Annotated in this window: 14 protein-coding genes; 7 read left to right on the top strand and 7 right to left on the bottom strand. The window is 50.8% G+C overall.

What is annotated here, in order from left to right:
* Positions 1-11 precede the first annotated feature (11 nt).
* The 3 genes from MNO13_RS03665 to tkt form a co-directional block, all read right to left on the bottom strand.
* The gene (locus MNO13_RS03665; RefSeq protein ID WP_064543584.1) at positions 12-1,394 is read right to left on the bottom strand and encodes a PTS mannitol transporter subunit IIBC; all 1,383 of its coding nucleotides are present in this window, start codon (positions 1,392-1,394) and stop codon (positions 12-14) included.
* Positions 1,395-1,416: 22 nt separating this feature from the next.
* Positions 1,417-1,860 (bottom strand): PTS mannitol transporter subunit IIA, encoded by a 444-nt coding sequence (gene cmtB, locus MNO13_RS03660; protein ID WP_064543582.1) that lies wholly within the window; start codon positions 1,858-1,860, stop codon positions 1,417-1,419.
* 344 nt (positions 1,861-2,204) lie between these two features.
* Positions 2,205-4,196: a transketolase gene (gene tkt, locus MNO13_RS03655; protein ID WP_064543579.1), complete on the bottom strand. Its 1,992-nt coding sequence runs from the start codon at positions 4,194-4,196 to the stop codon at positions 2,205-2,207.
* Positions 4,197-4,460: 264 nt separating this feature from the next.
* Between tkt and loiP the strand changes: the two genes are divergently transcribed.
* Positions 4,461-5,219, top strand: coding sequence for a metalloprotease LoiP (gene loiP / locus MNO13_RS03650; protein ID WP_064543577.1), 759 nt, complete (start codon positions 4,461-4,463; stop codon positions 5,217-5,219).
* A 136-nt stretch (positions 5,220-5,355) separates the two neighbouring features.
* On the opposite strand, the gene speB is transcribed toward loiP, so the two are convergent.
* The 4 genes from speB to MNO13_RS24410 form a co-directional block, all read right to left on the bottom strand.
* Positions 5,356-6,276 carry an agmatinase gene (gene speB, locus MNO13_RS03645; protein ID WP_064543574.1) on the bottom strand — a complete coding sequence of 307 codons (921 nt, stop codon included), beginning with the start codon at positions 6,274-6,276 and terminating at the stop codon, positions 5,356-5,358.
* Between the two features lie 263 nt (positions 6,277-6,539).
* Positions 6,540-8,516, bottom strand: a complete 1,977-nt coding sequence (gene speA, locus MNO13_RS03640) for a biosynthetic arginine decarboxylase (RefSeq protein WP_074388524.1) — start codon at positions 8,514-8,516, stop codon at positions 6,540-6,542.
* On the bottom strand, positions 8,509-8,613 hold the full coding sequence (locus MNO13_RS03635; RefSeq protein WP_370090879.1) for a virulence promoting factor: 105 nt from the start codon (positions 8,611-8,613) through the stop codon (positions 8,509-8,511). The genes speA and MNO13_RS03635 overlap by 8 nt, the downstream gene beginning before the upstream one ends.
* A gap of 145 nt (positions 8,614-8,758) precedes the next feature.
* Positions 8,759-8,923 carry a hypothetical protein gene (locus MNO13_RS24410; RefSeq protein ID WP_422387207.1) on the bottom strand — a complete coding sequence of 55 codons (165 nt, stop codon included), beginning with the start codon at positions 8,921-8,923 and terminating at the stop codon, positions 8,759-8,761.
* Positions 8,924-9,321: 398 nt separating this feature from the next.
* On the opposite strand from MNO13_RS24410, the gene metK reads away from it, so the two are divergent.
* The 6 genes from metK to gshB all read left to right on the top strand — a co-directional run bounded on the left by metK (position 9,322) and on the right by gshB (position 16,086).
* Positions 9,322-10,476, top strand: coding sequence for a methionine adenosyltransferase (gene metK / locus MNO13_RS03630; protein WP_064543569.1), 1,155 nt, complete (start codon positions 9,322-9,324; stop codon positions 10,474-10,476).
* A 1,059-nt stretch (positions 10,477-11,535) separates the two neighbouring features.
* A complete protein-coding gene (locus tag MNO13_RS03625; RefSeq protein ID WP_121814912.1) occupies positions 11,536-12,930 on the top strand; it encodes a sugar porter family MFS transporter in 1,395 nt (464 codons plus the stop codon).
* 71 nt (positions 12,931-13,001) lie between these two features.
* A complete protein-coding gene (locus MNO13_RS03620) occupies positions 13,002-13,517 on the top strand; it encodes a SprT family zinc-dependent metalloprotease (protein WP_121814911.1) in 516 nt (171 codons plus the stop codon).
* A gap of 92 nt (positions 13,518-13,609) precedes the next feature.
* Positions 13,610-14,317 carry a deoxyribonuclease I gene (gene endA, locus MNO13_RS03615; protein ID WP_064543538.1) on the top strand — a complete coding sequence of 236 codons (708 nt, stop codon included), beginning with the start codon at positions 13,610-13,612 and terminating at the stop codon, positions 14,315-14,317.
* Between the two features lie 75 nt (positions 14,318-14,392).
* Entirely contained in the window at positions 14,393-15,124 is a 732-nt protein-coding gene (gene rsmE / locus MNO13_RS03610; RefSeq protein WP_121814910.1) for a 16S rRNA (uracil(1498)-N(3))-methyltransferase, read from the top strand.
* A 14-nt stretch (positions 15,125-15,138) separates the two neighbouring features.
* Positions 15,139-16,086: a glutathione synthase gene (gshB, locus tag MNO13_RS03605; RefSeq protein ID WP_121814909.1), complete on the top strand. Its 948-nt coding sequence runs from the start codon at positions 15,139-15,141 to the stop codon at positions 16,084-16,086.
* Positions 16,087-16,180 lie beyond the last annotated feature (94 nt).

Below are 16,180 nucleotides of genomic sequence, written 5' to 3'. Positions count from 1 at the left end.
AATCCTTATTATTAAGCCTTAGCGGTTAATTCATTAAATAACGCATCGAGTTTCGGGTCGCCAATATAGTTATTAATCAGGATCAGCGGTTTGTTAGTCACCAGTTTGACGCGCCCTTCCAGGCTGGCATGCGTGACGATTATCTCTGCGTGTTCAGGTACATTTTCTATGGCGTAGTGTTTAACTTCTGTTTCTATGCCCTGTTTTTGCAGACGCTTACGAAACGTGGTGGCTCCCATAGCGCTTGAGCCCATGCCCGCATCGCAAACAAACGCGACCAATTTCACTGGACCGGTACTCCACGCCCCTTCCTGTTTCATCGCTTTCATGGCGCTGGCAGTCTCATCAAAGTTGTCCTCTTTCTCGACTTCTTTGCTGCGATCCAGTTTCAGAATGAATGCGGTAATCACAAATGAAACGGCTGTCGCCACGGTGACACCGGCAATGGTGGCAAAGAAGGCACCACGCGGCGTGAGGGCGAGATAAGCAAAGATGGAACCCGGACTTGGCCCTGCAACCAGGCCGCCACCCAACAGATTAAAGGTATAAATTCCGGACATCCCGCCCGCAATCATGGCAATCAGCGTCAACGGCTTCATTAAAACATACGGGAAATAGAGTTCGTGAATACCGCCCAGGAAGTGAATGATCATCGCACCTGGTGCGGATTTTTTTGCCATTCCTTTGCCAAACACTGCAAAACCAAGCAGCAAACCGAGCCCAGGGCCTGGATTCGACGCCACCATAAAGAAGATAGATTTCCCGGTGTCAGACGCTTGCTGCATGCCTAATGGGTAGTAAACACCCTGATCGATTGCATTGTTCAGGAACAGGATCTTCGCGGGTTCGTTAATCAGCGACAACAGCGGTAAATAACCGGTGCTGACCAACGCTTCAATGCACTCTTTCACGAAATTGTTCGCCACTAACACCGCAGGGCCAATAATTTCAAAGGCAAACAGGCAAAGCAGCATCCCGGCAATACCCAATGAGAAGTTATTAATCACCATCTCAAAGCCTGGCGGAATACGCTTCTCCAGCGTGCGGTCGATAACTTTAATCACCCAGCCACCGAGTGGCCCCATGATCATCGCACCGATGAACATCGGAATATCGGCACCGACTATCACGCCGATGGTACCAATTCCGCCCATCACCGCACCGCGTTTCCCACCAATTAAATGGCCACCGGTTGAGCCAATCATCACCGGTAGCAAATAGGTGATCATTGGGCCGACTATTTTGGCGAAATGTTCATTAGGCATCCAGCCGGTTGGAATAAATAACGCGGTAATAAAACCCCACGCGATAAATGCGCCGATATTGGGGATAACCATAGCTGTAAGAAATCCGCCGAAAGCCTGGACTTTGGCACGAGCTGATTTATTTTTCATATTTATCCTGACGAGAGAATGATTACTCTTGAGTGATAATATCCTTGAGTTGCTGATCGGTTTTCGCATTCAGCAAAGCTTCAATTGTTGATTCTTCACAGAACATTTCGCTTAATGCCTGAATAGCACCGATATGCTCATCTGAATCAGCCGCTGACAACCCGATTAATAATTTCACCGGTTCGTGGTTATCGCCAAAACCCACGGTGTTTTTTAATAGCGTAAGAGATAAACCTGTTTTAATTGCGCCGCATTCTGGCCTGGCATGAGGCATCGCAACAAAAGGAGCCAGAATATAATATGGGCCAGTTTCCTGGGTGGTCTTTTTAATTGCATCAATGTATGAAGCGGTGACATAGCCTTTTTGCAATAGCACTTCCATTGAATAATCTATTGCCTGTTGCCAGTCATCGGCAGAGTTTTTTATAGATATGGCAGCATCAGGGAAATAATCTATTAACCGCATACTGTCTTCCTCATTTTGTAGGGTGTTTTTATTTTCAATTAAAGTATGACGGCGTGGAAAATAAATCAAATGAGGGAGAGGAAATGTTATTTATTGAGTGAGAAAAATTTTAATCAATAAATTCAAGGAATTAAAAATGCAAAAAAATAAAATATAAACATGTCAATAGCAATAATTTTAACCTGATCACAAATTCATGTTTTGTGTTATTTGCGACTATGCAATGAAGATCACAATTTAATACTTGATTGATTATACTTTTGCGATGTAAGACAACCCGTTTTATTGAGGATAACCATAAAAAACGGGTCGCCTGAGCGACCCGTTTAACTAGCATGAAGCGATTACAGAACTGCTTTAGCCTGTTTCACTACGTTTGCAACAGTGAAACCAAACTCTTCGAACAGCAGTTCAGCTGGAGCAGACTCACCAAAGGTCGTCATACCCACAACAGCACCGTTCAGGCCAACGTATTTGTACCAGTAGTCAGCGATGCTGGCTTCGATAGCAACACGCGCAGCAACCGCTTTCGGCAGTACCGCTTCACGGTAAGCAGGGTCCTGTTTGTCGAATGCATCGGTAGACGGCATGGAAACCACGCGCGCTTTAATGCCTTCAGCAGTCAGTTGATCCCAGGCTGCAACCGCCAGTTCAACTTCAGAACCGGTGGCAATCAGGATAAGCTCAGGCGTGCCTGCGCAGTCTTTCAGAACGTATGCGCCACGGGCGATATCCGCCAGTTGCTGTTCAGTACGATCTTGCTGTGCCAAGTTCTGACGGGAGAAGATCAGCGCGGTCGGGCCGTCGTGACGTTCTACAGCGTATTTCCACGCCACCGCAGACTCAACCTGGTCACATGGACGCCATGTGCTCATGTTCGGCGTCACACGCAGGGCAGCAAGCTGCTCCACTGGCTGGTGAGTCGGGCCATCTTCACCCAGACCGATTGAGTCATGGGTGTAGACCATCACCTGGCGTTGCTTCATCAGTGCTGCCATACGCACCGCGTTACGGGCATATTCAACAAACATCAGGAAGGTAGAGGTGTACGGCAGGAAACCACCGTGCAGCGCGATACCGTTGGCAATCGCCGTCATACCGAATTCACGTACACCGTAATGGATGTAGTTACCGGCCAGGTCTTCGTTGATGGCTTTGGAACCAGACCAGATAGTCAGGTTAGACGGTGCAAGGTCAGCAGAGCCGCCAAGGAATTCAGGCAACAAGTGACCGAATGCTTCGATGGTGTTCTGGGACGCTTTACGGCTGGCGATTTTCGCAGGGTTAGCTTGCAGGTTCTTGATGAACTCTTGCGCTTTAGCTGCGAAATCAGCAGGCATGTCGCCTTTCATACGACGGATAAATTCTGCGGCTTCTTGCGGGAAGGCGCGAGCGTAGGCAGCGAACTTCTCGTTCCATGCCGCTTCTTTCGCCTGGCCTGCTTCGCGAGCATCCCACTGAGCATAAATATCTTGCGGGATTTCGAATGGCGCGTGTTTCCAGCCCAGTGCTTCACGGGTCAGTGCGATTTCTGCGTCACCCAAAGGTGCGCCGTGGGAATCGTGGGTACCGGCTTTGTTTGGTGAACCGAAACCGATGATGGTTTTGCACATCAGCAGTGAAGGTTTGTCGGTAACCGCTTTGGCTTCTTCAACAGCGCGTTTGATAGCGTCTGCATCGTGGCCGTCAACGCCGCGCACAACGTGCCAGCCGTAGGCTTCAAAGCGTTTCGCTGTATCGTCAGTGAACCATCCTTCAACGTGGCCGTCGATAGAGATACCGTTGTCATCATAGAAGGCAACCAGTTTACCCAGACCCAGCGTACCCGCCAGCGAGCAAACTTCGTGGGAAATGCCTTCCATCATGCAGCCATCACCCATAAAGGTGTAGGTGAAGTGGTCAACGATGTCATGACCAGGACGGTTGAACTGTGCCGCCATGGTGCGTTCTGCGATTGCCATACCGACTGCGTTCGCCACACCCTGACCCAGCGGGCCAGTTGTGGTTTCAACACCCGCGGTGTAGCCCACTTCCGGGTGACCCGGAGTTTTGGAATGCAGCTGACGGAAGTTTTTCAGTTCTTCAATCGGCAGGTCATAGCCTGTGAGGTGCAGCAAGCTGTAAATCAGCATTGAACCATGGCCGTTAGACAGCACGAAGCGGTCACGGTCAGCCCATGCAGGGTTCTGCGGGTTATGGTTCAGGAAATCGCGCCACAGGACTTCGGCAATGTCGGCCATACCCATAGGGGCACCCGGGTGACCGGATTTGGCTTTTTGTACTGCGTCCATGCTGAGTGCACGAATAGCATTGGCAAGCTCTTTACGAGAGGACATTTTGACTCCAGATCGGATGGTTGAAGGTCAGGCCTTGACTACTATGCGTTATGGGCTACGCCCAAAAAATTGCCATCAATGTACCGCAAGCCGTGTGCCATGTACATGGAGCATCCTTTTGTCCGGTTAAGAAATCTCTGGAAGCTGCTCGCATGTTGCGCATGTTGATGCGCAGCATGCGTTAACTTCTTTATACTCAAGCCACCAGCCAGCGATATGTGGCTCGATCCCCCAGAGTAGTTGTCATTTATTAAGGATATTGGCATGAAGATGCGCCCAATTTTACTGAGCCTGAGCGTTGCAGTCCTGGTGAGTGGTTGCCAGAATATGGATTCCAACGGCCTGCTGGCTTCCGGTGCTGAAGTCTTTCAGGCGTACACATTAAGTGATGCGCAGGTCAAAGAGCTGAGCGACAAATCCTGTGCCGAACTGGACAGCAAAGCGTCTATCGCACCGGCCAGTAGCGAGTATGCGCAACGCCTGAACAAAATCGCTGCGGCATTGGGCGATAACATCAACGGCATGCCGGTGAACTACAAGGTTTACGTCACCAAAGACGTGAACGCCTTCGCGATGGCCAACGGCTGTATCCGCGTGTACAGCGGCCTGATGGACATGATGAACGATAACGAAGTCGAAGCGGTTATCGGCCACGAAATGGGCCACGTGGCGCTCGGCCATGTGAAGAAAGGGATGCAGGTCGCGCTGGGGACTAACGCAGCGCGTGTTGCAGCGGCCTCTGCGGGCGGAATGATTGGCAGTTTGTCACAGTCACAGCTTGGCGATTTGGGTGAGAAACTGGTAAATGCACAGTTCTCCCAGCGTCAGGAATCGGAAGCCGATGACTATTCGTATGATTTGTTGAGAAAACGTGGCATCAACCCAATTGGCCTGGCAACCAGTTTTGAGAAATTGGCTAAAGGGGAAGAAGGCCGCCAAAGCTCAATGCTCGACGACCATCCAGCGTCTGCAGAACGTGCGCAACACATTCGTGACCGCATGACGGCAGATGGGCTGAAGTAATTTTCAAATGACTGCCTCAGGCGTAATTGTCGCAGGCAGTTTGGACTCGGGCAGCGCGCAGCCACCGGAGCGTACACAAAGTACGTGAGGATGGCGAGCACTGCCCGGGTTCAAAATGGCAAGTAAAATAGCCTGATTACTCGCCTTTCTTAGCCGCCTGGATATACAACATCTCCAGCGCCAACGTCGCGCCCGCCAAAGCAGTAATTTCAGACTGGTCGTAAGCCGGAGCCACTTCTACAACGTCCATACCAACGATGTTCAAATCTTTCAAACCACGAACCAGTTTCAGCGCGCGATCGGTAGTCAGACCACCGATAACCGGCGTACCGGTGCCTGGTGCGAAAGCAGGATCGATGCAGTCGATATCAAAGGTCAGATAAACTGGCATATCGCCAACAATTTGCTTCACCTGCGCCAGCACATCGTCAACAGTACGGTCGTTCACCTGGCCTGCATCCAGCACGGTAAAGCCATTATCTTTGTCGAACTCGGTACGAATACCAATCTGCACAGAATGATTCGGGTCGATCAGACCTTCTTTTGGCGCGGTGTAGAACATGGTGCCGTGGTCGAACTCGCAACCGTTCGCATAGGTGTCAGTGTGCGCATCGAAATGCACCAGCGCCATTTTACCAAAGTGCTTAGCGTGAGCGCGCAACAGCGGCAGAGTCACGAAGTGGTCGCCACCGAAAGAGAGCATACGTTTACCGGCAGCCAGCAGTTTTTCTGCGTGAGCTTGCAGGCGTTCGCTCATATCACGCGCATCACCGAAGGCATAAACCAGGTCGCCACAGTCAACAACGTTCAGACGCTCACGCATGTCGAAATTCCACGGGAAGCGGTTACCTTCCCACGCCAGGTTGGTAGAAACCTGACGAATAGCCGCAGGGCCATGACGCCCGCCTGCACGGCCAGAGGTTGCCGCATCAAAAGGAACGCCAGTGATCACCCAATCGGCATCGCTGTCATACGGCATGAAGTTCAGTGGAAAACGTAAAAAACCGAAGGCATTGGATACCAGGGAATTGTCGTACTGATGGCCTAAGGTGCTCATGGTTTGACCTCACGATGATGGTAATTATTTGCAAAAAAAAGTCCCTTCCGCGTCGTTAACCCGACGAGGAAGGGACTGGATTCATTCAGACTGCTTGTTGGCGGATTATCGCCGAATGTAACCTTATTTGTATACTAATTACTCTAGTAATTCGCGTTACAGGTAGGCGGCAAAGGAGCTTATCCCCGGGAGCTTACTTAAGTAAGTGACTGGGGTAAGTGAGTGCGGCCAACACCCCTGCGACTCGAAGTACGCCGAGTAATTTACTCGTCTTCTAAATAAGTATAGCCATACAACCCAGCCTCAAACTCTTCGAGGAACTGCTGCTGCAAACCGGCATCCAGATCGGTCTGTTTCACCTGATCGCGGAAATGTTTGAGCAGAGTTTTTGGATCAAGCTGAACGTATTCCAGCATGTCCGCAACGGTATCGCCTTCATCAGAAAGCTCCACCTCTACGCTGCCGTCAGGGAAGACAAACACGTCAACCGCTTCGGTATCACCAAACAGGTTGTGCATGTTGCCCAGAATTTCCTGGTATGCCCCAACCATAAAGAAGCCCAACAGCGGTGGGTTTTCTGCATCGTATTCTGGCATCGGCATAGTTGTCGCAATACCGTCACCATCGATGTAGTGATCGATAGCACCGTCGGAATCACAGGTGATATCCAGCAGTACCGCACGACGCTCTGGGATCTGGTTCAGACCTTCCAGCGGCAGTACCGGGAACAGTTGATCGATACCCCACGCATCCGGCATGGACTGGAACAACGAGAAGTTGACGTAAATCTTATCCGCCATACGTTCTTGCAGTTCGTCGATGATCGGGCGGTGTGCGCGGTTGCTAGGGTCAAGCAGGCGCTGAATTTCATGGCACATGCTCAGATAAAGCTGCTCCGCCCAGGCACGCTCCTGCAAAGAGAAACTCCCCGCCGAGTAGCCGGTATGGATATCATGCAGATCGTTCTGGCTATCGTGCAGCCATTCACGCAGCGAGCGACGGTTGTTCGGCTCGTGCATTTCGCCCCAGGTTTCCCACATGCTTTGCAGTGCACGGGACGCATCTGCAGCCGGAGCCGTTGGCGTGGTGTATTCGTTGCGTTCAACACCGATGATGTTAGACACCAACACGGTGTGGTGCGCGGTCACCGCACGGCCAGACTCGGTGATAACCGTCGGGTGCGGCAGGCCGTTTTCTTCACATGCGTCGCCAATCGCCCAAATGATGTTGTTCGCATATTCGTTCAGGCCATAGTTGACCGAACAATCTGACTGCGAACGCGTGCCTTCATAGTCCACGCCCAGACCGCCGCCGACATCGAAGCATTCGATGTTTACGCCCATCTTGTGCAGCTCAACGTAGAAACGCGCCGATTCACGCACGCCGGTGGCGATATCGCGAATATTCGCCATTTGCGAACCGAGGTGGAAATGCAGTAATTGCAGGCTGTCGATACGACCGGCTTCACGCAACATTTCAACCAGTTGCAAAACCTGCGTCGCCGCCAGACCAAATTTTGATTTCTCGCCGCCTGAAGACTGCCATTTACCGGAACCTTGCGATGCCAGACGTGCACGCACGCCAAGACGCGGCACCACATTCAGACGCTCAGCTTCTTCCAGCACAATGCGAATTTCTGACATCTTCTCGATGACCAGATAAACCTTGTGACCCATCTTCTCGCCAATCAACGCCAGGCGGATGTATTCACGGTCTTTATAGCCGTTACAGACAATCACCGAACGGGTCATGCCCGCATGCGCCAGTACCGCCATCAATTCGGCTTTAGAACCCGCTTCCAGGCCCAGCGGCTCACCGGAATGAATCAGCGATTCAATGACGCGGCGGTGTTGGTTTACTTTGATTGGGTAAACGAGGAAGTAGTTTCCGTTGTAGCCATAAGACTCGCGCGCACGTTTAAACGCGGCATTAATTGAACGCAGGCGGTGCTGCAAAATCTGCGGGAAACAGAACAGTGCAGGCAAACGCTGCCCCTGTGCTTCACGGGCTTTTACGAGTTCAGCGAGATCAACACGAGCCTCTGGGACATCAGGGTCCGGGCAAACGGTAATGTGACCGAGTTCGTTGACGTCGTAATAGTTATTGCCCCACCAGGCAATATTGTAAGTACGCAGCATTTTGCTGGCTTCCTGGGAGCTCATGGCAACCTCCTGCATGGAGCGGTGTACATCCTGCTCGCCCACTGACGAACCCGAAACAGAAGAGATTTTGTCAGACATGGCGAACCTCAAATTTAAACGAATGTGCAAAACAGTTGACTACTATCGCAGGGGTATCCCGCAATAACAACCCATTAACAGCGCGTATCGGCAGCATAAGACGCTGACAGACAAACTGTGCGACCGGTTTCTTTTTCATATCATTGTAAAAACACGTAACCGAGCTTCGTAGAACGAATCGGCGAAACCACGAGAATACTCTTATCGATGACAAGAGAGCCCTTGTTCAGAATTTCACGGGTTTAAAAACCGGCCCGAGAGTCCTGAGAAGCGCCGAGATGGGTATAACATCGGCAGGAATGCAGCAAAGAGATGCTTATTGAGAGAGGCAAATGCGCACCAGACTGGTGAGCCAGATTCTGTGAATTACAGCGGTTTTTCAATCCTGACACCTCCACACATACCATTTAGGGCATGCGACAAGCCAAAGCTAAGAAATTTGCTCAACCCGGCTGGAAGTGGGCAACACGTAGAAATGTGTGCTTGTTGAATGAGCCGCGCGCGCCGCTTTATACCGATAACAGCCAAAAATTGCAAAACAAAAATCCCTGCTTTGCGGCACTGTCAGTAAAAATTGCCATCCAAGATTATGCTTAGAAACTTGCGGGTAGAAAAATCACTGGTAATCTGATTAAGGGATAACCTAGAATAGCCGTCCAGATGTTAATCCATCTATACCGATTAACTGTTAGACTGCCTGAAATTAATCCTGTGGCTAAAACTCCGAATATCAGTATATCGCACTGATACGAGCGCCAATTAGCGGCAGTCTGCACTAACCTAATTCTCTTAGGGTGAATAAAATATGGCCAAGCACCTCTTTACGTCCGAGTCTGTATCAGAAGGGCATCCCGATAAAATCGCTGACCAAATCTCTGATGCGGTCCTCGATGCGATCCTCGAGCAGGATCCAAAAGCACGCGTAGCTTGTGAGACTTACGTTAAAACCGGCATGGTTCTGGTTGGCGGTGAAATCACCACCAGCGCCTGGGTTGATATCGAAGAAATCACTCGCCAAACGATTCGTGACATCGGCTACGTGCATTCTGATATGGGCTTTGATGCCAATTCTTGTGCCGTGTTAAGCGCGATTGGTAAGCAGTCCCCGGACATCAACCAGGGCGTTGACCGTACCGATCCACTGGAACAAGGTGCGGGCGACCAGGGCCTGATGTTTGGTTATGCAACCAACGAAACCGAAGTGCTGATGCCAGCGCCAATCACTTACGCGCACCTTCTGGTTCAACGCCAGGCTGAAGTTCGTAAAAATGGCTCCCTGCCGTGGCTGCGCCCGGATGCGAAAAGCCAGATCACTTTCCAGTACGACGACGGTAAAATCGTCGGTATTGATGCCGTTGTTCTGTCTACTCAGCACTCCGAAGATGTTCAACTTAAAACGCTGCAAGAAGCGGTAATGGAAGAGATCATCAAGCCGGTTCTGCCAGCAGAATGGCTGAACGCTTCCACCAAATACCACATCAACCCAACAGGCCGTTTTGTTATCGGTGGCCCAATGGGTGACTGCGGTCTGACCGGTCGTAAAATTATCGTTGATACCTACGGCGGTATGGCTCGTCATGGTGGCGGTGCGTTCTCTGGTAAAGATCCTTCGAAAGTTGACCGTTCCGCAGCATACGCGGCGCGTTATGTCGCGAAAAACATCGTTGCTGCGGGTCTGGCTGACCGCTGTGAAATCCAGGTGTCTTACGCCATCGGCGTGGCAGAACCGACTTCTATCATGGTTGAAACCTTCGGTACCGAGAAAATCTCTACCGAACAACTGACCCTGCTGGTGCGCGAGTTCTTCGACCTGCGTCCGTACGGCCTGATTCAGATGCTGGATCTGCTGCACCCAATCTACAAAGAAACTGCCGCATACGGTCACTTTGGTCGTGAGCATTTCCCTTGGGAAAAAACCGACAAAGCAGAATTGCTGCGTGATGCTGCCGGCCTGAAGTAAAATCCGTCAGAGCTCCAGACATTAAAGGCCAGCGCTCTGCTGGTCTTTAAGACCGATGACAAACCTCTACGTAGGTCGGATAAGCGCAGCGTCATCCGACACTTTTATCTGCAACAACAGGCGAAAATGGTGGATGGCGCTATCGCTTATCCCCCCTACAACACCTGTTTAATGACCTTTGTCAGCAATCTAAAAGGCCAGCGCTCTGCTGGTCTTTAAGACCGATGACAAACCTCTTCGTAGGTCGGATAAGCGCAGCGTCTTCCGACACTTTTATCTGCAACAACAGGCGAATATGGTGGATGGCGCTATCGCTTATCCCCCTACAACACCTGTTTAGTGACCTTTGTCAGCAATCTAAAAGGCCAGCGCTCTGCTGGTCTTTAAGACCGATGACGAACCTCTTCGTAGGTCGGATAAGCGCAGCGTCATCCGACACTTTTATCTGCAACAACAGGCGAAAATGGTGGATGGTGCTATCGCTTATCCACCCTACAACACCTGTTTAGTGACCTTTGTCAGCAATCTAAAAGGCCAGCGCTCTGCTGGTCTTTAAGACCGATGACAAACCTCTTCGTAGGTCGGATAAGCGCAGCGTCTTCCGACACTTTTATCTGCAACAACAGGCGAAAATGGTGGATGGCGCTATCGCTTATCCCCCTACAACACCTGTTTAGTGACCTTTGTCAGCAATCTAAAAGGCCAGCGCTCTGCTGGTCTTTTTTATTTCCACAACCCCCATCTGCCCCCCAGCCATCTCCAACAAACGCCCAGTGAAAGCGATTACATATGCGTTAAAAGATAGTTAATTAAGATTAATCCTCATGACAGATTAATGTTGACGCACTGTTTACATAAATGTTCAGACTAGTCCGGATTACTTATTTTCTCTTTTATTATCAGCATTTAATGCTATGTTTTATATAATAAATTTATACATACACTTCTTGACATTAGTGTAATCGATTACACTAACGTGAGTTGCATCACATAATTTCACGTAGCGTTGCCCTACCCTTAATAGCGAGACACCCCCAAATAATTCAACTGGAGAGCACTATGCCTGACATAAAAAAACAAGGGCGCTCGAACAAAAGCATGACCTTTTTCGTCTGTTTCCTTGCGGCCCTGGCAGGTTTGTTGTTTGGCCTTGATATCGGCGTTATTGCCGGTGCGTTGCCGTTTATCGCGAAAGATTTCCAGATAACCGCACATCAACAAGAGTGGGTTGTCAGCTCGATGATGTTTGGTGCAGCAGTCGGTGCAGTGGGTAGTGGCTGGCTCTCGTTCCGTATCGGGCGCAAATACAGCCTGATGATTGGCGCAGTGCTATTCGTTGCAGGTTCGCTCTGTTCTGCGTTTGCACCGAATACCGAAATCCTGATTCTTTCCCGCGTGTTGCTTGGGCTGGCAGTCGGTGTTGCGTCTTATACCGCACCGCTTTATCTGTCTGAAATTGCGCCAGAAAAAATTCGTGGCAGCATGATTTCGATGTACCAGCTGATGATTACCATCGGGATTCTCGGTGCTTACCTTTCTGATACCGCATTCAGCTACAGCGGCTCATGGCGCTGGATGCTGGGCGTCATTACTATTCCAGCCCTGATTCTTCTGGTTGGCGTGTTCTTCCTGCCAGACAGCCCGCGCTGGTTCGCTGCTAAACGTCGTTTCCACGATGCCGAGCGCGTCCTGTTGCGCCTGCGTGATACCAGTGCCGAAGCCAAACGTGAACTGGAAGAAATCCGTGAAAGCCTGAAAGTTAAACAAAGCGGTTGGTCGCTGTTTAAAGACAACAGCAACTTCCGCCGTGCGGTGTTCCTCGGCATTCTGCTTCAGGTGATGCAGCAGTTCACCGGTATGAACGTGATCATGTATTACGCGCCGAAAATCTTCGAAATAGCGGGCTTTACCAACACCACTCAACAAATGTGGGGCACCGTAATTGTTGGGCTGATCAACGTACTGGCGACATTTATTGCGATCGGTCTGGTGGACCGCTGGGGCCGTAAACCGACGCTGGTACTGGGCTTCATGGTGATGGCTGTTGGCATGGGCATACTGGGTACCATGCTGCACATTGGTATTCACTCCCAGGGCGCGCAATACTTCGCCATCGCAATGCTGTTGATGTTTATCGTCGGTTTTGCAATGAGTGCGGGTCCACTGATTTGGGTGCTGTGTTCTGAAATCCAACCGCTGAAAGGCCGCGATTTTGGTATCACCTGCTCTACCGCCACCAACTGGATTGCCAACATGATCGTCGGCGCAACATTCCTGACCATGCTTAACACTCTGGGTAACGCGAATACCTTCTGGGTCTACGCGGCGTTAAATCTGTTCTTTATTGTGCTCACTCTGTGGCTGATTCCAGAAACCAAACACGTTTCCCTGGAACACATCGAACGTAACTTGATGAAAGGCCGCCGCTTACGTGAGATTGGCGCTCACGAATAAACCACACTCGCCCCTTTCCACAATGGAGAGGGGCTTGCACCCTGCTTCGCCTGGCACTAATCTGTGCCGTTATGAAATCCCCAAGACTCCCCATCGCACTCCAACAGGCCGTTATGCGCTGCCTGCGAGAAAAACTCCAACAAGCCAATCAGCAGTTGGGCCGAAACTATCCTGAACCGAAACTGGTCTATCAGCAGCGCGGCACTGCTGCGGGTACCGCATGGATGGATAGCTACGAAATTCGTCTAAATCCGGTATTGCTGATGGAAAATCAGCAAACTTTCATTGATGAAGTTGTGCCGCATGAACTGGCACATCTGTTGGTCTGGAAACACTTTGGCCGCGTAGCACCACACGGCAAAGAGTGGAAATGGATGATGGAAGCGGTGCTTGGCGTCCCCGCTCGTCGCACGCATAAGTTTGAAGTGCAATCCGTGCGTAAGAACACCTTCCCCTATCGCTGCCGCTGCCAGTTACATCAGCTTACCGTCCGACGCCATAACCGTGTGGTGCGTGGCGAAGCAGAATACCGCTGCGTTCAGTGCGGCGACCTGTTAAAAGCAGACGCTACAACCTCCTGTAATTAAAAATAATAATCGGAAAGTTTCCTGATTTAGCTTATTGAATCCTGATAACCCATCAGTTAGGGTGCGAGCACGTTTTAGTAAGGATTCTGGAAATGTCTCGCAAATATTCTTTGGCTGTTGCAGTTGTTGCAGCCCTCTCCTCTTTTTCCGCACTCAGTGCCGGTATTAATAATTTCTCTCAAGCTAAAGCCGCTGGCGTCAAAGTGAATGCCGACGCGCCGGGTGACTTCTATTGCGGATGTAAAATCAGCTGGGAAGGGAAAAAGGGCGTTCCCGATCTCGAGTCCTGCGGTTACAAAGTCCGTAAGAATGAAAACCGCGCAACACGCATAGAGTGGGAGCATGTCGTACCGGCCTGGCAGTTCGGCCATCAGCGCCAGTGTTGGCAAGATGGCGGCCGTAAAAACTGCTCCAAAGATCCGGAATATCGCAAGATGGAAAGCGATATGCACAACCTGCAACCCGCAGTAGGCGAAGTGAATGCTGACCGTAACAACTTCATGTATAGCCAGTGGAATGGCGGCGAAGGTCAGTACGGGCAATGTGAAATGAAAGTCGACTTCAAAGATAAGATTGCCGAGCCACCTGCGCGTGCGCGTGGTGCTATTGCCCGTACTTATTTCTACATGCGTGACCAATATCAGCTCAACCTTTCTCGCCAGCAAACCCAGCTGTTTGAGGCGTGGAACAAGCAATATCCGGTCACTGCCTGGGAATGTGAGCGCGATGAGCGCATATCCAAAGTTCAGGGTAATCATAACCCTTATGTGCTACGAGCTTGCCAGGCGCAAAACAGCTAACCTACACTAGCGGTTTAGTCCCCTCTCCCTCAGGGGGAGGGAGAAAAACACGACCTCTTTTGGATATTAAAAACCATGCGTATACCCCGCATTCACCATCCTGAATTACTCACCGTTGGCCAGGACGTGGCACTTTGTGAAGATGCGGCTAACCACGTCGGCCGTGTACTGCGCATGAATGCAGGCCACGCACTGCAGTTGTTCGATGGCAGCAATCAAGTTTTTGATGCTGAAATCGTTCAGGCAGATAAGAAAAGTGTGCGGGTGAAAGTGCTTAGTGCCACCATCGATAACCGCGAATCCCCACTGCATCTGCATCTTGGTCAGGTCATGTCGCGTGGCGAGAAAATGGAGTTCACCATTCAGAAGGCCGTTGAGCTGGGTGTGAATGTGATTACCCCTTTGTTTTCTGAACGCTGTGGCGTAAAACTGGATGCCGAGCGGCTGAATAAAAAGCTCTCGCAGTGGCAGAAAATTGCCATTGCTGCCTGTGAACAGTGTGGACGCAATGTGGTGCCGGAAGTGCGCCCGGCGATGGATCTTGAAGCGTGGTGTGCTGAGGACGATGCAAGTCTCAAGCTCAATCTGCATCCACGCGCTAACGCCAGTATTAATACCTTGCCGCAACCTGTTGAACGTGTGCGCCTGCTGATTGGCCCGGAAGGCGGTTTAACTGCTGACGAAATCGCCATGACCTCGCGCCATCAATTTACTGATATTCTGTTGGGACCTCGCGTTCTGCGTACTGAGACTACCGCGCTCACCGCGATTACCGCACTGCAAGTGCGTTTTGGCGACCTGGGCTAAAACCGGAGAAAACAATGATCAAGCTTGGCATCGTGATGGATCCCATCGCAAACATTAACATCAAGAAAGACTCCAGTTTTGCCATGCTGCTGGAAGCCCAGCGCCGTGGTTACGAACTCCACTATATGGAAATGGCCGATCTGTATTTGATCAACGGTGAAGCGCATGCGCGCACCCGTCTGGTCACTGTCGAGCAGAACTACGATAAATGGTACGAATTTGGCAGCGAGCAAGATATTCAGCTTGCCGATCTCGACGTGGTGTTGATGCGCAAAGACCCGCCGTTTGATACCGAGTTTATCTACGCTACCTATATTCTTGAGCGCGCCGAAGAACAAGGCACGCTGATCGTTAACAAACCGCAGAGCCTGCGCGACTGTAACGAAAAGTTGTTCACCGCCTGGTTTGCTGATTTAACCCCAGAAACACTTGTCACTCGCAACAAAGCACAGTTGAAAGCATTCTGGCAAAAGCATGGCGACATTATCCTCAAGCCGTTAGATGGCATGGGCGGCACGTCGATTTTCCGCGTCAAAGAAGGCGACCCTAACATTGGCGTTATTGCTGAAACACTAACAGAGCTGGGCAATCGTTACTGCATGGCGCAAAACTACCTGCCAGCCATTGTTGATGGCGACAAACGTGTTCTGGTTGTTGATGGTGAACCTGTTCCATATTGCCTGGCGCGTATTCCGCAAGGTGGTGAGACTCGTGGTAACCTGGCGGCTGGCGGTCGTGGCGAACCACGTCCATTGACTGAAAGCGATTGGGAAATTGCCCGCCGTGTCGGCCCAACATTGAAAGCCAAAGGATTGATTTTTGTTGGTCTGGATATCATCGGTGACCGCCTCACTGAGATTAATGTCACCAGCCCAACCTGCATCCGCGAAATCGAAGCCGAGTTCCCTGTATCGATCACGGGTATGCTGTTCGACGCTATCGAAGTACGTCTGGCGAAATAGCCTGCACCACCCCGGCCCAAGGATGGGCCGAGTGTCCAGTGCAGTTCAAAAGTGATAAACTGACTATTCCTCGCGCATCTAATGCCGCTTTTTC

The sequence above is a fragment of the Buttiauxella ferragutiae genome (genome assembly GCF_022637515.1).
Classification (GTDB): domain Bacteria; phylum Pseudomonadota; class Gammaproteobacteria; order Enterobacterales; family Enterobacteriaceae; genus Buttiauxella; species Buttiauxella ferragutiae.
This window is presented reverse-complemented; position numbering and strand designations above follow the sequence as displayed.

Excerpts from the sequence above, each read along its gene's own strand:
- endA (WP_064543538.1), top strand. The coding sequence starts at position 13,610 with ATGTCTCGCAAATATTCTTTGGCTGTTGCAGTTGTTGCAGCCCTCTCC.
- speB (WP_064543574.1), bottom strand. The coding sequence starts at position 6,276 with ATGAGCACCTTAGGCCATCAGTACGACAATTCCCTGGTATCCAATGCC.
- cmtB (WP_064543582.1), bottom strand. The coding sequence starts at position 1,860 with ATGCGGTTAATAGATTATTTCCCTGATGCTGCCATATCTATAAAAAAC.
- gshB (WP_121814909.1), top strand. The coding sequence starts at position 15,139 with ATGATCAAGCTTGGCATCGTGATGGATCCCATCGCAAACATTAACATC.
- MNO13_RS03665 (WP_064543584.1), bottom strand. The coding sequence starts at position 1,394 with ATGAAAAATAAATCAGCTCGTGCCAAAGTCCAGGCTTTCGGCGGATTT.
- speA (WP_074388524.1), bottom strand. The coding sequence starts at position 8,516 with ATGTCTGACAAAATCTCTTCTGTTTCGGGTTCGTCAGTGGGCGAGCAG.
- metK (WP_064543569.1), top strand. The coding sequence starts at position 9,322 with ATGGCCAAGCACCTCTTTACGTCCGAGTCTGTATCAGAAGGGCATCCC.
- tkt (WP_064543579.1), bottom strand. The coding sequence starts at position 4,196 with ATGTCCTCTCGTAAAGAGCTTGCCAATGCTATTCGTGCACTCAGCATG.
- MNO13_RS03625 (WP_121814912.1), top strand. The coding sequence starts at position 11,536 with ATGCCTGACATAAAAAAACAAGGGCGCTCGAACAAAAGCATGACCTTT.
- MNO13_RS03620 (WP_121814911.1), top strand. The coding sequence starts at position 13,002 with ATGAAATCCCCAAGACTCCCCATCGCACTCCAACAGGCCGTTATGCGC.
- MNO13_RS03635 (WP_370090879.1), bottom strand. The coding sequence starts at position 8,613 with ATGCTGCCGATACGCGCTGTTAATGGGTTGTTATTGCGGGATACCCCT.
- rsmE (WP_121814910.1), top strand. The coding sequence starts at position 14,393 with ATGCGTATACCCCGCATTCACCATCCTGAATTACTCACCGTTGGCCAG.
- loiP (WP_064543577.1), top strand. The coding sequence starts at position 4,461 with ATGAAGATGCGCCCAATTTTACTGAGCCTGAGCGTTGCAGTCCTGGTG.
- MNO13_RS24410 (WP_422387207.1), bottom strand. The coding sequence starts at position 8,923 with ATGGTATGTGTGGAGGTGTCAGGATTGAAAAACCGCTGTAATTCACAG.